The sequence below is a fragment of the Streptomyces sennicomposti genome, assembly GCF_019890635.1.
Lineage (GTDB): Bacteria > Actinomycetota > Actinomycetes > Streptomycetales > Streptomycetaceae > Streptomyces > Streptomyces sennicomposti.
The window spans coordinates 58,279-79,533 of record NZ_JAIOAB010000016.1 but is presented as its reverse complement, the minus strand read 5'-3'; the positions used below and the strand labels follow the sequence as shown (position 1 = coordinate 79,533).

Annotated in this window: 13 protein-coding genes, 1 tRNA gene and 3 pseudogenes; 13 read left to right on the top strand and 4 right to left on the bottom strand. The window is 67.5% G+C overall.

The window, feature by feature from the left end:
• Nucleotides 1-12 precede the first annotated feature (12 nt).
• The 6 genes from K7787_RS12270 (at nt 13) to K7787_RS12245 (ending at nt 11,404) form a co-directional block, all read left to right on the top strand.
• A complete protein-coding gene (locus tag K7787_RS12270; protein ID WP_247720807.1) occupies nt 13-2,181 on the top strand; it encodes an AAA family ATPase in 2,169 nt (722 codons plus the stop codon).
• The gene (locus K7787_RS12265; RefSeq protein ID WP_223001410.1) at nt 2,178-4,469 is read left to right on the top strand and encodes a WD40 repeat domain-containing protein; all 2,292 of its coding nucleotides are present in this window, start codon (nt 2,178-2,180) and stop codon (nt 4,467-4,469) included. Before K7787_RS12270 ends, K7787_RS12265 begins: the two co-directional genes overlap by 4 nt.
• A 280-nt stretch (nt 4,470-4,749) precedes the next feature.
• Nucleotides 4,750-5,430, top strand: coding sequence for an RES family NAD+ phosphorylase (locus K7787_RS12260; RefSeq protein ID WP_223001409.1), 681 nt, complete (start codon nt 4,750-4,752; stop codon nt 5,428-5,430).
• 485 nt (nt 5,431-5,915) lie between these two features.
• Nucleotides 5,916-6,299 (top strand): hypothetical protein, encoded by a 384-nt coding sequence (locus K7787_RS12255; RefSeq protein WP_009190618.1) that lies wholly within the window; start codon nt 5,916-5,918, stop codon nt 6,297-6,299.
• Nucleotides 6,300-7,064: 765 nt separating this feature from the next.
• On the top strand, nt 7,065-8,975 hold the full coding sequence (locus K7787_RS12250) for a site-specific DNA-methyltransferase (RefSeq protein ID WP_223001408.1): 1,911 nt from the start codon (nt 7,065-7,067) through the stop codon (nt 8,973-8,975).
• A complete protein-coding gene (locus K7787_RS12245) occupies nt 8,972-11,404 on the top strand; it encodes a DEAD/DEAH box helicase (protein WP_223001407.1) in 2,433 nt (810 codons plus the stop codon). The genes K7787_RS12250 and K7787_RS12245 overlap by 4 nt, the downstream gene beginning before the upstream one ends.
• A gap of 421 nt (nt 11,405-11,825) precedes the next feature.
• Here K7787_RS12245 and K7787_RS12240 read toward each other — a convergent pair whose 3' ends face one another.
• Entirely contained in the window at nt 11,826-12,260 is a 435-nt protein-coding gene (locus tag K7787_RS12240; RefSeq protein ID WP_223001406.1) for a hypothetical protein, read from the bottom strand.
• A gap of 429 nt (nt 12,261-12,689) precedes the next feature.
• A complete protein-coding gene (locus K7787_RS12235) occupies nt 12,690-13,784 on the bottom strand; it encodes a DUF1152 domain-containing protein (RefSeq protein WP_223001405.1) in 1,095 nt (364 codons plus the stop codon).
• Between the two features lie 81 nt (nt 13,785-13,865).
• Between K7787_RS12235 and K7787_RS12230 the strand changes: the two genes are divergently transcribed.
• The 4 genes and pseudogenes from K7787_RS12230 to K7787_RS12215 form a co-directional block, all read left to right on the top strand.
• Nucleotides 13,866-14,606, top strand: a complete 741-nt coding sequence (locus K7787_RS12230) for a GntR family transcriptional regulator (RefSeq protein WP_223001404.1) — start codon at nt 13,866-13,868, stop codon at nt 14,604-14,606.
• A gap of 277 nt (nt 14,607-14,883) precedes the next feature.
• Nucleotides 14,884-15,320 (top strand): annotated as a pseudogene (locus K7787_RS12225) (ATP-binding protein).
• A gap of 92 nt (nt 15,321-15,412) precedes the next feature.
• Nucleotides 15,413-15,900: pseudogene (locus tag K7787_RS32425) on the top strand (GntR family transcriptional regulator).
• A 34-nt stretch (nt 15,901-15,934) separates the two neighbouring features.
• Nucleotides 15,935-16,368: pseudogene (locus K7787_RS12215) on the top strand (tyrosine-type recombinase/integrase); the annotation flags it as partial.
• Between the two features lie 66 nt (nt 16,369-16,434).
• Here K7787_RS12215 and K7787_RS12210 read toward each other — a convergent pair.
• A complete protein-coding gene (locus K7787_RS12210) occupies nt 16,435-16,995 on the bottom strand; it encodes a hypothetical protein (RefSeq protein WP_247720804.1) in 561 nt (186 codons plus the stop codon).
• A 364-nt stretch (nt 16,996-17,359) separates the two neighbouring features.
• A tRNA-Arg gene (locus K7787_RS12205) sits at nt 17,360-17,431 on the bottom strand.
• A 275-nt stretch (nt 17,432-17,706) separates the two neighbouring features.
• Between K7787_RS12205 and K7787_RS12200 the strand changes: the two genes are divergently transcribed.
• The 3 genes from K7787_RS12200 (at nt 17,707) to lysA (ending at nt 21,137) form a co-directional block, all read left to right on the top strand.
• Nucleotides 17,707-18,237 (top strand): response regulator, encoded by a 531-nt coding sequence (locus tag K7787_RS12200; RefSeq protein WP_223001402.1) that lies wholly within the window; start codon nt 17,707-17,709, stop codon nt 18,235-18,237.
• A 122-nt stretch (nt 18,238-18,359) separates the two neighbouring features.
• Complete coding sequence (nrtL, locus tag K7787_RS12195) at nt 18,360-19,721, top strand: ArgS-related anticodon-binding protein NrtL (RefSeq protein WP_223001401.1); 1,362 nt, start codon at nt 18,360-18,362, stop codon at nt 19,719-19,721.
• A gap of 24 nt (nt 19,722-19,745) precedes the next feature.
• Nucleotides 19,746-21,137 (top strand): diaminopimelate decarboxylase, encoded by a 1,392-nt coding sequence (lysA, locus tag K7787_RS12190; protein WP_019983737.1) that lies wholly within the window; start codon nt 19,746-19,748, stop codon nt 21,135-21,137.
• Nucleotides 21,138-21,255 lie beyond the last annotated feature (118 nt).

Below are 21,255 nucleotides of genomic sequence, written 5' to 3'. Positions count from 1 at the left end.
CACACTAGTGAGATGGGGCACACGGGGGGCGAGGTTCAGGAACAACTCGCAGTGGCCGCGATGGAGGACGACCGGCCCGTCGGCCCGCGGAAACTGCTGACCGTCGCCGTCCGTGACTACGAGGACGACGACGAGGACGAGGCGGAGGAGTTCGCGGCCGGCATCGACGAGCAACTCGAGGTCGTCGGCCAGTGGTGGGGCCCCGGCGGCTCGTTGCCGCCGTTCCACGCCGTGCCGCCGCGCGCCCTCAAGAGCCGCGACGACGTCGAGGACCTGCTGCGCACCGAGGGGGTACGCGGGATGCGGGGCCACGCCCTGGTCCTGTTCATCACCGGACACGGCATCGCCGCCGCCTCCGGCACCCACTTCCTCAAACTGCCGAAGACCGAGCAGGGGCGCTACCTGGCCACGGCCGTGCGCACCAGCGACATCATCGCCGCCGCGCTCGACTCCCACGTCGAGAACGTCCTGGTGATCGTCAACGCCTGCTACGCGGCCAGACTCGACACCGAACTCTCCCTCCTGGTCAAGGACCTCGGCCAGGACCGGCGGGAGAAGAGCCGCCTGGACGTGCTCGTCACCTGCGCCCACAACCGCACCATCGAGGTCCGCCGCTTCCCGGCCACTCTGCGCGGCGTGTACGAACGGCTCCGCACCAAGTCCGGCATCACCACCCCGTACCTCACGGTGGTGGAGTTCATGGCCGAGTACGAGCGCGAGTTACGCCACGCCGACCGCGAGCGCTACCGCCTGCGGCGCCTGGTGGACGGCAGCGGACTCGAAGACCCCAGCCCCTGCCTGCCCAACCCGGGGTACGTGCGCGCCCGGGACCTGATCGGGGTGAGCCCGCGGCAGGCGACCGCGGCCGACGGCTACTGGCTGGACCGCGCCACCGGCCGCACCCAGGAGAGCGACGCCGGGTGGTACTTCCGGGGGCGGGACGACCTCAACCGGCACATCGCGACGTTCCTCGGGCCCCGGCGCGGGCGAGGCGTCCTGCTCATCACCGGCAGCACGGGCAGCGGCAAGTCCGCCGTGATCGCCCGCGCCGTCGTGCTCAGCGACCCGCTCTTCCGCGAGGACCCCCTGTACAAGGCGGCCGCGGACCTGGCGGCCGCCGACACGATCCCCCCGGAGGGATCGGTGACCGCCGCCGTCCTCGCGCACCGCCGCGACGCCGCCCAGGTCGCCTCCGACCTGCTGCGCGCCCTGCGGGTCCGTCCCGCCCCGGTGGGGCCGGCCGACGACCCGGTGCAGCGCTGGTCGGGCCAGCTCCACGACTACGTGCGCGATGCCGGGCAGCCGGTCACGCTGGTGATCGACGGGCTGGACGAAGCCTTCGAACGTCACCGCATCGTCCACGACGTGCTGGCGCCGCTGAGCGGGTTCTGCGCGCCGTCCCCGGGCGTGCCCGGCCAGCGGACGGACGACGGCCCACCGGCGGCGCGGCCCGCGGCGCGGCTGCTGATCGGCATCCGCTCCACCCGCCCCTCCTCCCGCCCCGACCCGTCGGCCGCCGGCGACGAACACGAACTGCTGCAGGTGCTCAGGCAGGTCTTCCGCACCGCCGAGGTGCAGCGCACCGACGGCGAGGACGCCCGGCGGGACATCGAGGAGTACCTGCACGCCCTGATCAGCGCCGGCGGCCACCGCGGCACGGCCCGGGCCGCCGCGCGACTGGTCGCCCCCGTCCTCGCCCCGTCCTTCATCGACGCCAGGGTGGCGGGGGAACACCTGCGCAAGGCCCGTGATCCGGCACAGCTGGCCGCGCACCCCAGGTGGCAGAAGAGACTCAGGCAGGGCATCCGCGGCCTGCTCGTCCAGGACCTGCGGCTCGTCGAGGAGGACCGGGACGGGCTGCCCCGCGACGTCGCCCTGGCGTTGCTGCGGGCCGCCGCCTTCGCCCAGGGAGCCGGCGTCCCCTGGTCGGACATCTGGCCCCAGGTCGCGGGGGTCTTCCTGCGGCGCCGGCTGCCCGCCGACGAATGGGACACCATGATCGCCAGACTCCTCGCCGGCCGGCTCAGCGGCTATCTCGCCCACGATCACGAGGACAACCGGCTCGTCTACCGCCCCGCCCACGAAGCCCTCGTGGACCTGCTGATGAACACCGACGACGACCTGGCCGACGACGACCTCCCGGCCGACGACGTCGCGTCCGACGCCGGGAGCGAGCAGTGAGCGACCCCATCGACCCCATCGACCCACTCGAGCGCAGCGGCCACAGCGAGATCCACCGCCGGATCGCCGAGGCGCTGGCCGAACTCGTACCGGACGACTCCACCATGCCGCCCCACCCGTATCTGCGCCGGCACCTGGCCGAGCACGCCGCGCGGGGCCGCGTCCTCGACGACGCCCATGTCCCGCCCGCACTGCTGCCGTGGGAATCGAGCCTCGGGGTGCGCCGGCTGCTTGCGGCGCACCCCACCGACGCCACCGGAAGCCAGTGGCTCCAGGCCTGGGCCCGGCTCGAGCCGTTCGTGCGCGACGTCGACCCGCTGTCCCGCGCGACGAGCCTCCGCCTGGCGCGGCACACCACCCGGACGACCCCCGCCGGAGCGCCCGAGCCCCAGGCGTTCGACCGGTCGCCGGTGACCCCCGTCTGGAGCGAGGGGGCCGCCCCGGACAACGTGTGGCTCGTCAACGAGGTCGCCGTGACCGCGCTGGCCGCCGTCGACGCCCCGCACGACCGCGCCCTCGTCATGGCCGGCGACGACCGCGGCTTCCTGCACGCCCTGCGCCACGACGGCAGCAACGCCTACGCACCGCTGCGCGTCCACCGCGGTCAGATCACCCAGTTGCTGGCCCTGCCCGGCGGCCTGGTGGCGACCGGCAGCAGCGACGGCTCCGTCACCGTCGTGGACGCCCTGCGCGGTCGGCTGAAACTCCGTGCCGTGCCGCGCCGGCCGGGGACCTGGGTCAGCTCCCTGACCCTGCACCGGCCCGCACACCACACGCCGGCCCTGCTGGCGGCGTTCAGCGACGGGTACGTCGCCGCCCTCCATCCGGTCGTGCTCCGCCCCGTGGACATCCCGCTGCCCCGCCTCACGGACAGCCCCCTGCTGAGTCCCCTGCCGATGCCCGGCGGCGGCCAGGGGCTGCTGTGCGCCCAGCGCGACAGCGTCCACCTCTACGACGGCCGCCGCACCCGGCTGCTCTCGGAGCACCGGGCGCGCGTGCGCGCCGTCGCCGCACTGCCCCGGCCGGGCCGGTACGCCGTGGCCGACGAGGACGGGAACCTCTCCGTGCACGACGCGACCCGCACCGGGGAGACGATCGACCGGGCGCCCGGCAGCGGTTCGGCCATCACCTCGCTGCTGCTCACCCGGGTCGACGAGGGCTGGGCCCTGCTCACGGCGGGCGGCGACGGCAGTGCCCGCCTGTGGAGCCTGCCCGGTCTCGAACCCGTCGGCAGGCCGCTGCCCGCCCACACCGCCGCCCTGAACGCCCTCACCTGCCCGAGCGGCGCGGCCGGACCCCGCCTGATCACCGCCGGAGCCGATGCCACTGTACGGAGCTGGCCCCTGACCGCCCGGACCTTCCACGACGCCCCCGAACGCCGGGACCGCATCACGGCCAGCGCCCTTTCCCCCACGCAGCCGCATCTCCTGGCCACGGCCCGGGGCGGCCGGATCGCGGTCGGGGACATCCACCGCTCCACCGATCTCCGGACCGTTCACGAGGGGCAGGCGGTGACCGCTCTGGCCTGGCCCCGGCTGAAGGGCCGGCTGCATCTGGCGGTCGCGCTGGAGGACAGCCGGATCATCCTGCTGGACCCGGCGAAGCCGCACGGCGAACCCGTGCTGGAGCTGCCCGGGCACCATCTGCCCGCGCTGACGATGGTGCCGCTGAACGGTGTCGAACTCCTCGCCAGCGGCAGCACCGACGGCCGGGTGTGCGTGTGGGACCTGCCGTCCGGCCGGCGCCTGGCGCACTTCCCCGACCACCAGTTCAGCGTGCGCTGCCTGGCCACCCAGTACCGCCGCCGGCACGGCTTCCGGGTCGCCTCCGGCGGCAGCGACGGCAACGTACGGGTGTGGGACGTACGGACCCTCCGGCAGTGCGGTCCGACCATCAGGTGCGGACAGCACTTCGTGAACGACCTCGCCTTCGCCCTGGGACCCGACGACGAGTCGCTTGTGGCCAGCGCGGGCCAGAACGGGACCCTCAAACTCTGGCGGGCCGACACCGGCGAGCAGACCGCACAGCTCAGCCCCGGTGACGGTGAACTGACGGCGGTGACGTCCCTGACCCTGCCCTCCGGCCGCCGGCTCTTCGCCGCGGCGGGCAGGACCAGCATCCACCTGTGGGACCCGGACGCGGACCGGCGGCTGCTCCAGATCGTCACCGCGGAGCCCGTCGGCACCCTGAAGACCGCCCGTGACCACACCCGCGAAGGGGCACTGCTCCTGCTGGCCGCCGGTGAGCGGGAGACCTCCGTCTTCCGGTTGGATCACGACCGTATCTGAGGACCGTGCGCCTGCCCTATGCGCCCACGCACTGCGAATGCGCCCCGTGCGCTCCCCCCAACAGCCCTGAGAAACGGCAGCGGTTGGGGAGAATGTTCCGCCCAGTGCCTGGGGCCACGACTGTTCGATGAGTCACCCGCAACACGCGAAACCGGTGAGGAGCCATGACCGCTGCCTTAACCCGATCCGCCGGCCGCCCTGGTGGTCCGATTCCCGCGACGGCCGACGGCGACGCCCGGCCGTCCACCACGGCGGCCGGCCGGGACGGAGGACACCGCCGATGACGACGCCTTCCGTCACCAGTGTCCCCGCGCCCCCGGACGGTGTGTGGCGCCTGGGCTGGGCGCACGCCCCCGTCCGGTACAACCAGGTGGAGCCCGATACGTTCAGCGGTTCGTCGGCCGGCCGCTTCAGCCTCTTCTCCTACGGCATGCTCTACTGCGCCAGCGATCTCGCCGGCTGCTTCGCCGAGGCACTGGCTCATTTCCGGGTCGATCCGGTGATCCGCGCCCTCATGAGCGACGCCGAGCCCAACTCCGACCTCATGGGGATCGGCCAGGTCCCTTCCAGCTGGCGGGACGAGCGCATCCTCGTCCGGCTGGTCCCGACGGCGGAGGCGGCCTTCCTCGACGTCGACTCCGAGGACACCAGGAAGGCGCTGGCCGGCGAACTGGAGGCGGAACTCGCCAAGTGGGGCGTCACCGGCCCCCTCACCGACCGCGACATCTACGGCAGGGACCGCCGTATCGCGCGCCAGATCGCCGCCTGGGCGGTGGCCCAGCGCGACAGCGAGGGCGGCCAGAAGTACCAGGGCATCACCTACCGCTCCCTGTACGGCGGATGCCAGTGCTGGGCGATCCTGCGCGACACGCCGCTCAGGGAGGAGGAACGCCGGGCCATCCGGGCCGAGACGGCCGAGTTGCAGGAAGTGGCGCGGGAGTACGGACTGACCGTCAGGTGAGCATCTTGCGTCAACTGGCCGTATCCATCATCACTCGTTCCGGTCTACCCGGCGTTCCGCACGTCACACTTCAGTAACCGGTGTGACCCGCATAGTGCCAGGTCAGCGATGTTCGAGTGGCGCTGGAGGGGGGATTCGGGGGTGTTTTCACCGGGGAAAGCCATGGATTTTAGAGCTGTAAAACGGGTACCATCGACCCAACAGCCAAGAGGGGGACCGATGTTGGAAAGATCGATAGGCCGGTTAGCCGGGCTTGGACCGCGATCGGAGCACGTCGCACCGAGTACGTTCCCGCGCATCTGCGCCTCCTCCAGGCCGACACAGTGTGCTGCCCATCGCAGCGACCCGGACGCAAGCACGCGTGGCGCTCCCCGCCCCAGCTGAATCCCCGCGGTCACCACCACACACAGCCTTCACGCCGCGCACGGCGTGACATCTCCCGCTCCACAGGCAGCACCAGCGAGCGGTGAGGAAACGAGGAGACCATGTCCACTCAGCGAGAGACCACCGCAGAGGACCGAGCCCACCGCGACACGGCAGAGCTGGGCATCCCCGAGATCGCCCGCTTCCTTCAGGAACAGTTCAGTCAGCGCACCGTCGCCTACGTCGCCGGCATTGAGGACGCCAAGCAGGTAGGCCGGTGGTGCCGGGGGCAGAACAACCCCCGCTTCGACTCCGAGTTCCGCCTGCGCACCGCGTTCCAGGTCTTCCGGTACATCGAGGAGTGCGAGAACCGGCACGTCGCACGCGCCTGGATGATGGGGATGAACCCCCAGCTCGAAGACAGCTCCCCCCTGCAGGCCATCGCCGACGACCACTTCAAGGAAGTCATGGCCGCGGCCCGCTCCTACCGCCAGGGCGACCTCTGACAACGCCTACGCCGCCGACGTATTGCCCACCCCCGGAAACGCTCGGGGTCCCCTGACTCGAACGACTCGAAACTCAGGGCCAGACATCGGAGAGCGCCCGAACCCACGCACCCCTCCCCGGGCTCGCTCGGGGACGCGCCCAGCTGTACCCGCACGCGAGGCCCTGCTCCTCTCGGCGGTATCGCTGAGGAACAGGGCCTTCGGCAGGTCGGCCGAGCGGCGTCCGCTGTCCCGCCCGGTCCGTCATTCGACGAAGCTGCCGGAACCGGCTCGAGGAAGCCTGACCAAGTCGGCTGCGCCGCAGCCGGAACGACACTTCCGGCTCGCGGCCCGGCGAGAAACGGCTACTCCCGGCGACATCCACCTGGGCATACGACAAGACCCCGCACTCAGCGAACTCGCTGAGTGCGGGGTCTTTGGCACACTTACACAGTGTGCCCCCGGCAGGATTCGAGCCTGCGCACACGGCTCCGGAGGCCCTTTCGTCTCACAGCAAACGTGCTGGTCACAGTCCCAACCGTGTCACGCCGACTGCTTGTCGTCCACGGATAGTCCACGACCGAGCACTCCCTACGACGGCAGCCGTGAGGCGTGATGGGCGCGACCTCTCGTGCCCCCCTGCCACTCAGGATGGCGCTACGCGCCCTGTGAGGGCTGCGAGCGCTCCCATTACGTTGGGCATCCCACCACGAACTGTCGGAGGCAGCGGCTAGTGTTGGTCCGTCGCTGGATCGGCCAGCGCGGTGGTTGACGGAGACGGTGAAGGTGTCGAGCAAGCGGTTGGCGTTGACTTGGTTCAATCAAGACAAGGCCCTGCTGCCGTTGCCAGCGGGCGGTTATGAGTGGATCGAGCGAGACGACCCCCGCGTGACGGAAGTCCGGCTGCTGAGTGAGACCGGCCGCGTGGGTGAGGTGACCGGCACTACTGCTGACAACCTGCTCATCGTCGGAGACTCATACCAGGCCCTACACGCTCTGAACTCGATTCCTGAATACGCGCGGGAATATAAGGGCAAGGTCAAGCTGGTCTACATCGACCCGCCGTTCAATACCGAGCAGACTTTTGGTGAATTCTACGACGATAATTTTGATCATTCGGTCTGGCTCACTATGTTCCGAGACCGCATCAAGCAGTTGAGTGAACTGATGAGCAATGACGGCGTGATCTGGGTGCATCTCGACGATGCCGAAGTTCACCGCGCGCGAATGGTTCTAGATGAAGAGTTTGGAATAAGTAACCACCTGGGAACGGTTGTTTGGCAAAAGGCTGATGGGCCGCGGAATGACCTTCCGAACTTCTCACCAGACCATGACACGCTGCTTGTTTATGGCAAGACGTCGGAGGCACAACTCATCCGGTCCGCACGCGATGAGTCCCTGAACTCGATTTACAAGTCCGTAGATGGGGATCCCCGTCCGTGGTACGACGATAACCCGACAGCACCGTCCGCACATCGTAATCAGACGTGGGTGTACGCTATTCAGTCACCTATCACTGGTGAGCTCATGTACCCGGCCAATGGGCGGTGTTGGGGCACAAAGCAAGAGACGGTACTTGCCGCCCTGTCTGAGTATGCGCCCTATAAGCAGGTGGTCCTCGACGATGACGAGAAGCGCGCCGAAGTATGTGGCGTCTCTGTTGAGGAGCTACGCAAGGGTATTCCAGCATTGCTGCTAGATGTGCCTCTTGAGGAAGCGCGCGAGCTGACCGAGAAGCGGAAGGCTGCGGGCGTGTGGCCGGAGTACATCATCCGCCCGAAAGGTTCAATTGGTCGTAAAAGAATCCAGCCGGACAAGGGTTCTAACGCGCGAACCATGTGGTTCAACTCAGAAGTAGGTCATAACCGTGAGGCCAAGGCAGAGATCAAGGCTCTCTTTCCGGGCATGAACCCCTTCTCCACACCTAAGCCGGAGAGGTTGCTGCGCAAGATCATCGAAGTGACCACTCGGCCGGGAGATGTCGTGGTCGACTGCTTTGCGGGATCTGGAACTACCGCCGCAGTTGCGCACAAGCTCGGGCGGCGATGGATCACAGTTGAGACCGTAAAGACTACGGTGGATAACTTTACGGCACCACGTTTGGCGAAGGTGGTGGACGGTTCTGACATGGGTGGCGTTACGAAGCCCAAGGAACGTGTTGCCAGCATTTCCCTTCCGGATGATGTAACAGTGGCCGCGCTCGATGAGGCGCGCAAGGTGTTCGAGAAACTTGTGAAAGCGGAAGTGCTGGAGGCCGACGCTGACACGCTCGCTTCACTCGTTAAGCAGATGAAGACGAAGCCCTCAAAGGAACGTCTGTGGCACGGAGGCGGTGGCTTCCGCATGTTGAGGGTAGAGGAGCCGAAGACTGTGGTTGTCGGCGACCGAGTGTTCCTTGCAGATGGTGCGGCCGATCTAGGGCCGTGGGTCGCTGCGCAGCTTGGTTACACGCTCACGCCCGACAGACGCGGGATTGTCGGGTTGAAGAACCGTGATGCCCTCGTAGTCGTAGACGGCGTGGTGGATGAAGCGCAGATCAAGCATGCCGTTTCTCTGCTCAACGATGACGAGACACTGACCCTCGCTGGTGTCGCCGTACACCCTGATGCCACCTCTCTGCTCGCGGATATGCGGGTTGGCTCGCGAGTAATCAAGGTGCCGAACGGTCTCTTTAAGCAGTCAAGGGTGATCCGATGAGTTGGGTTGAGTACGAGCCGCAGAGGGTCGAAGCTATCGCAGCGCGACTGGACCTTCGTGACGCCAACCAGCGAGCGCTACACAAGGTTGCGGAACACCTCGCGGAAGGTGATGGGCGTGAGTTCATCTGCGATCTTGCTACCGGCGTCGGCAAGACGTATCTCGCAGCAGGCATCCTTGAGTACCTTGCCGAAGCGGGCGTGCGTAACGTCGTCATGATCGTGCCGCTGGACGTCATCTACGAGAAGACCATCCAGAACTTCACTCCCGGTAGTCAGAAGTACATTGAAGGCGCGGCATGGGAGCCCGTGGTCGTCACGGCTGAGAACTTCAAGCAGCACGTGGACGACATGAATGACTCCACGAAGCTCAAACTATTCATCTTCAAGGTGCAGACCCTCCTCAAGCCGAGCGAGGAAATGCGCCGAAAGATTCACGATGAGAACGAGAGCATGGGAGAAGCGCTCTATGCGCACCTACAGGGGCTCGATGACCTTGTAGTGCTGGCTGATGAGCATCACGTCTACTCCGGTGACGCGGAGAAGTACGGGGCCACCATTCGTGAGTTGGGTGCTCGTGCCATCGTCGGACTGACAGCGACTCCCAACAAGGCCGATGCGAGGGCGGGCAAGGTCATCTTCCGCTACACGCTCGCGGAAGCCATCGCAGACGGCCTCGTGAAGATCCCCGTGGTGGTGTACCGCGAGGACGGCACCAAGGACACTCGCTCGCAGCTTGCCGACGCCTGCCACCTACGGGGCGTGAAGGAGTCCGCATGGCGGGCCTACGCACACGCCATCGGCAAGACGACAGTTGTGCCTGTTCTCTTCGTGGTATGCGAGGAGGTCAAGAAGGCCGAGCAGGTAGCTGAAACGCTCCGCGCCGAGTTTCTGACCGAACCCGATCAGGTCTTGCTCATTACTGGTGGATCGAGTGACAAGGCACTACGAGCGCTCAAGGCGGTCGAAGATCCCAACTCCCGTGTCCGCGCCGTGGTCAGCGTGGACAAGCTCAAGGAAGGGTGGGACGTTCGAAACATCGGTGTCATCGTGAGCTTCCGCCCACTGCTCTCTGCCACTCTCACGGAGCAGGTGCTTGGCCGCGGCCTGCGTCTGCCCTTCGGCGAGCGCACCAGCATTGAGGCCATCGATACTGTGGACATCGTTGCCCACGAGTCCTACCGACAGTTGCTCGCGAGTAAGCAAGCACTCCTTGAGCAGGTGCTTGAGGAACGTGCCGCCGGTGCCAAGGAGTTGAGCACCACGCCGGCAGTCCAGAAGTCGGGCAAGGAAGGCGAAGGACCCTCCGTACCGGGTGGTCTCGCGATGACTCAGCCGAGTCTGACCTTCGTCTTCGACAATACCCACGGCGGCGAGGTGATCGATCCCTCCGTGCTCCTCAAGGTGCAACAGTACGACACCACGGTGGAGCAGCAGGAGAAGGGCGCTGCCGCCACCGTTCAGTTTGTATCCCCGGTCAACAGTGCTCCTCGCATCAAGTTCCCGCGACTTGAGCGCCAACCCATCCCCACAAAGTTCTCGCTGAGCTTGATCACGGAACAGCAGGCTCGAGACCTTGGAAGCAAGTACCTCTCCGACGAGTCGGTCTACATGAAGCGTGTGGCGCTCGACGCCGAACGTGGCATCGGTGGCGAGGTAGTGGTCGGTGAGCGCTTCCTAGAAGAAGAGAAAGCCTACATTGAGACGCTGCCGTGGTCCACGGTGAAGAAGCAGCTTGAGACCAAGGTGCTTGGACTTAGCGTAGTTGCGTCCACGCTCACTGAGTTTCAAGCCGCAAGTAATGTCATCGGCTGGTTCCTCGACGGCGCAGGAGTGACCGGAAATGAACACGCACAGTGGAGCGTGAAGCGCACAGCCCTCGCAACCCGCGCCATTGAGACAATGATTATCAAGGCATACGAGCTGCGCGCCACCACGCCCACGTGGGACTTCAACGTCATCGAGGTGCCGGTCCTGCCGCCCTCGCGGCCCATGCCTTCTCCCATACTGAGCAAGTGGGCGGAATTCGCAAAAGGCGTCTGGTATGGGGAGTGGCAGAAGAGCGTCGAGAACGTCTCAAGTTTCGATGCCCGCACTACGGAGTTCTCGCTGGCGCAGATGCTCGACTCCTCCTCACAGATCAAGTGGTGGCTGCGCATCTACACCAACGGTCCTACATGGATCGAGTGGGAGGGAGGGCGCTACTTTGCCGACTTCATCGCCATTGATACTAACGGGGTTTACTGGCTCATTGAAGGCAAGGCCGATGATGACGCTAACGACGAGAGCGTGGTAGCTAAGCGTAAGGCTGCCGAAGCGTGGGTGGAGCAGGTCAACGACGCGGGCGTATACGGCCAGTGGCGCTACCTCTTCGCCACGGAGACCGCCATAAAGGCAGCCAACGGGCGCTGGCTGGACCTCATCAAATAGCTGACGGCTCCACGTGCGCGCCGACACAAGCGCAGGAATGCCCGTAGGATATGTAGCACCCGCGGGCGTTGCGACTACTGTTGTCACCCGCATCATCTTCGTGCTCAAGGGAGAAGGCCCAACCACGTTCGACGCGGTTGGGCCTTCTCGGTTGCTGTATTAGGTCAAGCTGAGAAGCCGTTGTCTGTGGGCCGTCGTCGATTGTTCCCGTGAAGTATTCCACCTTGCACGGCACAGTGGAGGCCAGGCCGGCGATTGCGGTCTCCTCTAAGTTCGCTAGATGGACGACCCGGCCCCGTACGCCGTCGTTCCCCGGCGGATGATGTGTGGAGCCGCCTTATGCTGTCCGCGGTGGCTGCTCGGTTGCTGGTCTATCGCTCGGCCCGAAACACGGGCCGGGGGCACGACTGCTGAGGTCTACTTAAGGCTTCTGGAAGCACTGCTCCAGGTTTTTCACTACGCCTTCATCCTGGATGTGCCAAAACCCCCAATTCAGCCAGATATTTTCAACCCCAAAGACTTCACTCGCCTTATTTCCTGGGAAGCGATCAGGTATGCAAATCCCCAGATCGTGCACGACTTTCATCGGGAAGGTATGCGTGTATCTATCTGCATCAGGCCATGGCGCCTCGCGGGCAATGCTCGCTGCCGCACTTGCCTGGATCTTTGCTCTGAGCCCGCCGTCTCTCGACGATCCATTTGCGAACCAGACAAATACCAGGTCACCCGCCTGAACCATCTCGGCCGCCTTCTTTGCGTTATTGCTCGCCCCCGGTACACCCCAAATGCCGTTATTCTTGCAGATGTCCCAATTTGATCGGTATGTCGCCTTGATGCAGGCGATAAAGGCTCGCATATCAGGGATGGTAGATGTTCCGGTTGCTGCGCAGAACAGGATCCAAGGGTCTGCGTCTGTTTGATGCCAGCGGTCACGTACTCACGCGGTCGGCGTAGCGATTTTGGCCGGGAGCTGCTTTGGCGCGAGTGATCATGGCCCCGTAAGCTTCCGGCGCGTCGGGCAGTCTGTGGACCTGCCCGCTAAAGCACGACGTTGGGGCCATGATCTTCGAGGCTCGCGCCAAAGTGGCTGGCTAAAATCGCGGAGCCGACCGCCCCAGCCACGACGTACTCCTTCTCTGGCGGTAAGCGGCTGATTGCTGTGTGCGCGGCACGGGCGCCGGCCGGGCTGGAGCGGGGCGAAGACAGGAGCGCAGGCCCGGCCGGGGACCGGGCCGCGCGCGGTGAGCGGAGCGAGCCGCCTTGAACCCGTAAAGAAGGTTGTAACTCAGTCGTCGGCAGGGATGCGCCACAAGGGCGCCGCGTACTGCTCTGGGCGGCTGCTGATGAGGAGTTGGCGCAGTTCACCGCGGTGAGAGCCGCTGAGGTTCAGGGCTTCGGTGATGTGGCGGAAGGTCGTGTGGGTGACTCCGCGAGCTCGGGCGTCATGTTGGAACCGGTCGAGCCGGGACAGTACGTCGCCGGGGTCGAGCTTCGTCGGTGGCTGCTCGGTGAGCCATGCCGCCTTGTTGCGTTCGTAGTCGATCTCAGAGAAGCCGCAGATCTCGCGGCTGTACGCCTCGGCCTCGTCCAGGGCGGCCGTCGTCATGATGGCGCGGGCCAGGTTGTTGCGGCTCACGGCTTCATCCAAGTCGACTTCGTGGACCGTGGGCCCCTCGTCGGTGAGGGGTACGGCGAAGCCAGCGTCCCGGATTTCGCAGATGCCGCGGGCTCCTCGGGCCGTCGCCGCGAGCATCGCTGTGGCCTCTGAGGGGTGCCACTCCAGGACGCTGTCGACCGACTCCACGTCCCGGCCTGTGAAGCTGTGGACGAGAGGGCCGAAGAGGGGGCGCAAGTCGTCGGGTGAGACTTCACCGTCCAGTCCCGGGCCTGCCACCAGCAAGCGGAGAGGGGCGTTGACCTGACAGCACGCGGCGAGGGTGAGGGCGTCGGCGAGCGGGCTCTTGAGAGTGGGCTCGTCGCCCTGGGCGAGGATGTCGCCACCCACGTCCAGCAGATCGATCGACGCGGGGGCCAGATGGTCGATCAGCTCTTCGAGCTGGCATGTGACGCCCTCGGCGCCGTGGTGCGGGTCGAGCAGGGCGAAGGTGTGTGGGAGCTCCGCCGCGAGGCGGGGGAGTGTGGACCCTGCCGGCGCGATCGGCTCGGCCGTGGCCGGCACTGACTGGACGGAGCGAGTGATCGGCTCAAGCCCCGTGAAGCTGTCCGCTCCTCGTGGGCCCGGGATCGGGTCGATCAGGAGACGGTCCCAGGCGTACGTGAGGATCACCGCCTGGTCCTCGTCGCCGTACAGGGCGGCGTGAAGCATCGCGGCGGCGACTGCGTCGCCACCTCCTCCTGCTGCGACGATCAACCGCGTCATGTGCTCAACATTACGGGCTGAGGGCCTAGCCACTCACCCTATAGTGGCCAGAGGCCATAGCCACTTGGACGAGGAGGTCACATGCCGCAGATCGAGGAGGCTCAACCGAAGTATCTCCAGATCGCCCACTACATCCGCGATCAGATCCTTCGAGGCGACCTACGGGCAGGGGACGAGGTTCCCTCGGAACGGCAGCTGGCTGCCGACTGGAAGGTGTCCCGGCCCACGGCGGCCCGGTCATTGGAGGCGCTGAGCCATCAGGGGCTCGTCGAGAAGCGCCAGGGTTCGGGTACCTACGTGCGCAGTCTCGAAGTGAACCGGCGGGCGCGGGAGTTGTACGGCCGCGCTCGCCAAACCGGGAAGATCTACACCCCCGGCGAGTACGCCGTCATCACGTCTGCCGGCTGGCTGGACGCGCCCGATCACGTCGCCGAGGCCCTGGGGCTGACGAAGGACCGTCGGGCAGTGCACCGCCGACGGGTGACCAACAACCAGGACGGTCCGATCACCCTGTCCACTTCGTGGTTCGCGCCTGACGTCGGTCAGCGTGCGCCCAAGCTCATGGAGCCTGAGCGCATCCAGGAGGGGACGCTGATGTACGTCGAGACGATGACAGGGCGCAAGGGCAGTTACGCCGAGGACCGTATGTGCGCCCGGAGTGCCACCGACGAAGAGGCCTCGGACTTGCAACTGGGGTCTGGATCGGCCGTGTTGGTCGTCCACCACGTGGTCTACGACCTTCAGGACCGGCCGCTGGAGTTCGCCGAGGCCACCTACCCGCCGCGCCGCTGGGCGTTCGAGCAGGGTTACCCCCTCACCTGATTGCGGGCCACTTCGCGCGAACGGCTTGCGCGGCCAATGTGGCTAATGCCACCATCCAGTAAGTGGCTAAGGCCACTTACGAGAAGGGGGCACGGCGTGACGAGTCAGCGGCCGGATCAGGGTACGCGCTTAGCTTGCCGGGGATGCCGGGGGCGCGGCTGGAAACGCGTCGGTTCGCGCACGGCGGTGGCTCTGGCCATGGCCGATGACCCGGACTCGTGCCACGTCGAAGCGGCGCTGCCTCGACTGCGACGGCAGCGGCAAGGAGTGAGCGCGGATGACCTACACGATGGATCGCTACCCCTGCGAGGACTCGCCGCGGCTCGGGGCGATGACCTTGCTACCAACTCCGGAGTCCGTACCCAGGGCCCGGCGCTGGTTCCGCAAGTTCATCGCCCCTACAACCCGCTCTGCTCGGTCGACGACTGCACGCTGATGATCTCGGAGCTGGTGACCAACGCGATCTGCTACGGACGGTCGGACGAGGAGTGGCTCGTACGGGTGGAGTGGTTCCGGGAGGGAACTTCACTGCGGGTGGAGGTGCACAACCCGGGATACCCGGCGAATGTACGTCTCCGCCCGCCGGACGCGGACGACGCGCACGGGCGCGGACTGCTCCTGGTCGACTCCATCGCCGAGTCCTGGGACTCCAGGCCGAGCCGCTTCGGGGGAACGGTCGTCTCCTTCGTGATGGCCGATGCCTGGCCTTCATGAGCCAGACCTGCCCCGCTTCTACTGCCGCCCGAGCATAGTCGCTAGTCTGGTTGACTGGTTGGCCTGGCCAATCTCGACAGGCGGCGGCGTTCATGGCGTATGAAGTGGAGGCACCCAAGTACGTGCGCCTCGCGCAGACGATCCAACGTCGTATCGAGGACGGCACGTACGCGCCTGGCACACGGGTTCCCAGTGAGAACGAGTTGGTGCAGGCGTTCGGGATGTCACGCCCCACGGTCGTGCGAGCGCTGGAGCGGGACGGCTGGCTGGAGTCCCGGCAGGGTACGGGACCATGGTGCGCGGACGCCCCGCGGTCGTCGAGAGCAAGGATCGGCGCGGTCTCGAGGCCTTGACACGCGACGAGTCGCAGACCCATGGGCGCCTGGTCGATGTCACGAAGCGGGTGTCCGCCAGGCTGCCCGACGCTGCCGAAGTTGAGTTGCTGGGGCTTCCGGATGGCATCCCTGTCCTGAGCGTTCTTGTCATCGCCTGCGATGCCTCCGGCCAGGCACTGCAGGTCTCTGACGTGCTTCTTCCTGCGGATGGGCAGGAACTGGAAGACGCCTACCGTTTGAACTGAGCTGCCTGACTGCCGCCCCTCAATTCGGCCTTACGCCGACTCGGGGGAGACCCGCGACGATCGGGGACTCAAGGATCGGCCGACCGAGGATGTTCGGTGCGTGCCCATTCCTCCACAGCTCGTCGCTGTGCTGTGCGAGCACCTGGCCACGTTCGGCACGGCGAAAGACGGGCGACTCTTCTTCAACGAGAAGGGATCGGTCGTCTCGTCCTCGACCTACTACCACGTGTGGCAGGAGGCTCGGCTTTTGGCGCTCCCGCTGGCCGTACTGGCCTCGCCGCTTGCGAGCAGACCGTACGACCTTCGGCACTATCGACGTGGCTCAATGCAGGAGTCGACCGAATGGAGGTTGCCGAGCGCGCCGGCAACAGCGTCGAGGTTCTACTGACCCGCTACGTGAAGTGCCTCGACGGACGGCGCGGCGTCGCCAATCGCCGCATTGAAGACCTGCTGCGCGAATACGAGTGACAAGGCCTGATCATTTGTGAGGCCCCTGAGCGCCATGCGCAGGGACCTCGGCATCTGGTTTGTGCGTTATGCGGATCGGCTGGTCTCGATCTGCTCTGAAGCGAGTTGGCGTTCAAGGGCTCTTCGTTCACTGTCGAGGGCAGCGAGAGCTCGCATGCGAGAGCGTTCGAAGTCAGGCTGCACCTCGACGCCGAGGTCATGTCGCAAAGTGACCCGCAGTAGGTACACGCCGTCGGACAGCGGGCCGCTGAACCAAGTATGCGCCCGGCTGTATGCCGCACTTGGGCTGAGACTGCTCGGCAGGTGCTTCGCAACGGCATATCCGACACCAAGAGCCCTGTTCAGGGCCGAGGTCACTTCCAGGACGTCCTTCGACAGTGCCATCTGCGCCTGCGAATATTCCTCCGCCCAGGCCTCTTGGGCAGCATCGAGGACTGCTGACTCGACGTCTTCACCCCGCTCGGCTGCTCGGACTACATCTCGGGCAGCGACCCGATATGCGCGAGCGGTGGTGTTCAGCCGGGCATAGAGGTCACGTCTTGCTTGCTGTGCTCTGTCGTCGCGTTCCTGCATGCGTTGTCGATCAGCACGCTTTTCGCGCTTCTGGCTGGCGAACTCGTTGAACATCGCCCCACCCAGAGTTCCTCCAGCAGTGATCAGCCCAACGGCTACAGCGGATAGATCCATGAGTCCCCCAACTCGTCTGTTCGTCTGTCTGGAGCCGACGGCTGAGGGTAGCTGCGACGGTTCGCGACGCGAGCTTGATGTCTCGCCACGGCGGACCTCAGGGCCAGAGCGACGATAGCGAGGAGCAGGCCTGCTCGACTCGGATCAGGCACATCACCTGCGGCGATGCCCCAAGATCCCGTCCACGCCTCGTCCACAGACCCCGACATACGGCCGCTCCGGGCGGCACACACCTGCACAAACATAAAGACCCCGCGCTCAGCGTTTCCGCTGGTCACGGGGTCTTTAGGCACCTCACAAAGGGTGCCCCCGGCAGGATTCGAACCTGCGCACACGGCTCCGGAGGCCGTTGCTCTATCCCCTGAGCTACGGGGGCGTGTCGGGTGCGTTCCTCGCGCCCGGCGACGAGTAGAACACTACCAGCTCTGGTGGGGTGGTCATGAACGTTTTCGGGGGGAGGGGCGCCCGGGGGCTGGTCCGGGGGCTGTGTCTGCGGGTGGCCCGGACGCGGGGGAGGCCGCCGGTGTCCGCCTTCGGGGCCGGCCTGGGGTTCGTGGTCCCGGTGGCGGCTTTTCGTCGGGTGGTGGGGTGGGTGTTCGACGGCGTGGGGCGGCATCGTTCCGGGGGCGTGGTGCCGGCGTCCACCTCCGTATGCCGCGTCCCCCGGACGGGGTGGAAGTGGGGAAAACCCGGACGCGCCGGCCGGGCTGGACCTACGCTCGAGTTGTGTCAGGCGCTTCGGGACGGGTGCTTGTTGTGGACGACAACAAGGTCATCCGGCAGCTGATCAGGGTCAATCTCGAGCTTGAGGGGCTCGAGGTCGTGACCGCGGCCGATGGTGCCGAGTGTCTGGAAGTGATCCATCAGGTGCGGCCCGACGTCGTCACCCTTGACGTCGTCATGCCCCGGCTCGACGGCCTCTCCACCGCCGCCCAGCTTCGTGCCGACCCCCGTACGCGTGATCTTCCTCTCGCCATCGTCAGCGCGTGCAGCGAGCACGAGGTCGAGGCCGGGGTCGGCGTCGGGGTCGACGCCTTCCTCGCCAAGCCCTTCGAGCCCGCCGAGTTGGTGAGAGTCGTGCTGGGGCTCGTCGAGGGGCGGGGGCGGCAGGCCGGCGCCGCGGGGGACGGGCCCTCCGGGCCCGGAGGCGCCGGGCGGTGGGCCGGGCGGCCCGGCGGCTGATCCTCCACGGCCTCCACTGCGCCGTTCCTCCGTCCCGCGCATCGGTATCCCACCGTCCACATACCGATACCCCGGCCAAATGGACTCGCCTACCCACCCCCCTCCTCCCCTACGCTTGACCCGTGACCCCCGTCGAGCTCTCCCGTACCGTGCTGCGCGCGGTGCGTCGCGCTGTCGACGCGGGGGAGCTGAGCGTGGATCCGCCGGAGCGGGTCGTCGTGACTCCGCCCGGGGCCGGCGGGTGCGGTGACTACGCCACCAACGTCGCCCTTCAGCTCGCCCGGCCCGCCGGACAGCCCGCCCTCCGCGTCGCCGACGTGCTGCGCGGCCACCTCCTGGACCTCGACGGCATCCGCGACGTCTCCGTCACCGGGCCCGGGTTCCTCAACATCAGCCTCCGCGCGGCCGACGCCGACGCCGGGGCGCAGCGCCTCGTCGAGGAGATCCTCCGCCGCGGGGAGCGGTACGGGCACGCCGACCCCGGCGCCCCCTCGCGGGCCGTCGAGCTGCGCTGCCGCCGCGAACCCCGCGCCCTCGTCCACGCCGACGTCGTCGCGCGGCTCCTCCGGGCGGTCCACGGCGACACCGTCCGTATCCGTTGCGTCGGCGTCAGTGCCGGTGCCGGTGCCGGTTCCGGCGCCGGTGCCGGCGTCAGTCACGCGGGCCCGCCCCCGCCGCCCGCCTCCGCCTCCGCCTGGGCCGACCTCCTCGCCCTCCCGGCAGACATCAGCCTCACCGCCGCCGACGCTCCGGCAGACGTCCACTTCTCCGCCGGCGCTCCGGCAGACACCAGCCCCTCCGCCGGCCCTCGCGCAGACGCCAGCCCCTCCGCCGCCGCCCCCGCAGACCTCGGCCCCGCCACCACCGCCCCGCTCGACGGCAACGACACCCCCGTCACCCCCGCCACCCCCGTCACCCTCGACATCCGCCCCACCCCGGCCGTCCCCGCCCCCGCGCCCCCGGAAGGCGACCTCGCCGAAGGCCGTGCCCCCGCCGGAACCCCCGAGAGCGACCTCCTCTCCCTCGGCCCCGACGCCGCCCGCTGGGCCCTGCTCCACCCCGCGCCCCACGACCGGCCCCGTCCCGGCCGGGCGTATCTCGTCCAGCGGGAGAGCAACCCCCTCTTCCGCGTCCGGTACGCCCACGCCCGCGCCCGCGCGCTGCTGCGCAACGCCGCCGATCTCGGGTTCGGGCCCGAGCCGGGGCCCGTCGACGGGGCGGCCGCCCGTGCGCTGCTCGCCGTCCTCGCCGATCACCCCCGTGTCCTCGACGGGGCCGCCACGCACCGCGCGCCCGACCGTCTCGCCCGGCACCTCGTCAATGTCGCCGATGCCGCCCTGCCGTACCTCGTCACCGTGCTGCCGCTCGGCGAGGAGAAACCCTCGGCCGCCCACCGCGCCCGGCTCGCCCTCGCCGAAGCCGCCGGGACGGTGCTGGCCGGCGGCCTGTCCCTGCTCGGCATCGACGCCCCTGACCACCTCTGAGAGAGTGCAGAGAGACACACCGACATGAGCCGTTCCGCACATCCCGCCGGGCCCCGTCACGCCGATGTCCTGCCCGAGGGGCACTACTCGGCCCCGCCCGCCGACCTCAACACCCTCGACGCCAAGGTGTGGGCGCAGACCGTCGAGCGGGGCGCGGACGGTGTCGTGACCGTTGGCGGCCTGCCCGTCACCCGGATCGCCGAGGAGTTCGGCACGCCGGCGTACGTGCTGGACGAGGCCGACTTCCGTTCCCGCGCCCGCGCCTGGCGCGACGCCTTCGGGCCGGGCGCCGACGTGTTCTACGCCGGCAAGGCGTTCCTGTCCCGGGCCGTCGTGCGCTGGCTGGACGAGGAGGGGCTCAACCTCGACGTCTGCTCCGGCACCGAGCTGGCCACCGCGCTGTCCGCCGGGATGCCCGCGGACCGGATCGCCTTCCACGGCAACAACAAGTCCGCCGCGGAGATCGAGCGCGCCGTGCGCGCCGGGGTCGGGCGGATCGTGCTCGACTCCTTCCAGGAGATCGTCCGCGTCGCGCACATCGCCCAGTCGCTCGGGCAGCGCCAGCGGGTGCAGATCCGGGTCACCGTCGGCGTCGAGGCGCACACGCACGAGTTCATCGCCACCGCCCACGAGGACCAGAAGTTCGGCATCCCGCTGGCCGGCGGCCAGGCCGCCGAGGCGGTGCGGCGGGCGCTGAAGCTGGACGGGCTCGAACTCATCGGCATCCACAGCCACATCGGGTCGCAGATCTTCGACATGTCGGGCTTCGAGGTCGCCGCGCACCGCGTCGTCGGCCTGCTCAAGGACATCCGCGACGAGCACGGCGTCGAGCTGCCCGAGATCGACCTCGGCGGCGGCCTCGGCATCGCGTACACCAGCGACGACGACCCGCGCGAGCCGCACGAGATCGCCAAGGCGCTCACCGAGATCGTCAGCCGCGAGTGCGAGGCCGCGAAGCTGCGCACGCCCCGTATCTCCGTCGAGCCCGGGCGCGCGATCGTCGGGCCGACCGCCTTCACGCTCTACGAGGTCGGCACCGTCAAGCCGCTGGACGGGCTGCGCACCTACGTCTCCGTCGACGGCGGCATGTCGGACAACATCCGCACCGCGCTCTACGACGCCGAGTACAGCGTCGCCCTGGTCTCCCGCACCTCCGACGCCGAGCCGATGCTCGTCCGCGTCGTCGGCAAGCACTGCGAGAGCGGCGACATCGTCGTGAAGGACGCGTTCCTGCCCGCCGACCTCGCCCCCGGCGACCTCGTCGCCGTGCCCGCGACCGGCGCGTACTGCCGTTCCATGGCGAGCAACTACAACCACGCGCTGCGCCCGCCGGTGCTCGCCGTCGCCGACGGCGAGGCCCGGGTGATCGTCCGGCGCGAGACGGAGGACGACCTCCTCCGTCTCGACGTCGGGTGACGCGGGCTCGGCGGCGGGTGACGCATGAGCCAGACACGACACGTCCCGGGGCCGGAAGATCTTCGTCGCCCGGGCCGACGAAAATGAAATAAACGTCTCACGATCCGGACAAATGACA

Coding starts and splice junctions, on each gene's coding strand:
- K7787_RS12230 (WP_223001404.1), top strand. CDS start 13,866: ATGCCGCAGATCGAGGAGGCTCAACCGAAGTATCTCCAGATCGCCCAC.
- K7787_RS12245 (WP_223001407.1), top strand. CDS start 8,972: ATGAGTTGGGTTGAGTACGAGCCGCAGAGGGTCGAAGCTATCGCAGCG.
- K7787_RS12210 (WP_247720804.1), bottom strand. CDS start 16,995: ATGTTCAACGAGTTCGCCAGCCAGAAGCGCGAAAAGCGTGCTGATCGA.
- K7787_RS12260 (WP_223001409.1), top strand. CDS start 4,750: ATGACGACGCCTTCCGTCACCAGTGTCCCCGCGCCCCCGGACGGTGTG.
- K7787_RS12240 (WP_223001406.1), bottom strand. CDS start 12,260: ATGCGAGCCTTTATCGCCTGCATCAAGGCGACATACCGATCAAATTGG.
- K7787_RS12270 (WP_247720807.1), top strand. CDS start 13: ATGGGGCACACGGGGGGCGAGGTTCAGGAACAACTCGCAGTGGCCGCG.
- K7787_RS12200 (WP_223001402.1), top strand. CDS start 17,707: ATGCCGCGTCCCCCGGACGGGGTGGAAGTGGGGAAAACCCGGACGCGC.
- lysA (WP_019983737.1), top strand. CDS start 19,746: ATGAGCCGTTCCGCACATCCCGCCGGGCCCCGTCACGCCGATGTCCTG.
- K7787_RS12235 (WP_223001405.1), bottom strand. CDS start 13,784: ATGACGCGGTTGATCGTCGCAGCAGGAGGAGGTGGCGACGCAGTCGCC.
- K7787_RS12255 (WP_009190618.1), top strand. CDS start 5,916: ATGTCCACTCAGCGAGAGACCACCGCAGAGGACCGAGCCCACCGCGAC.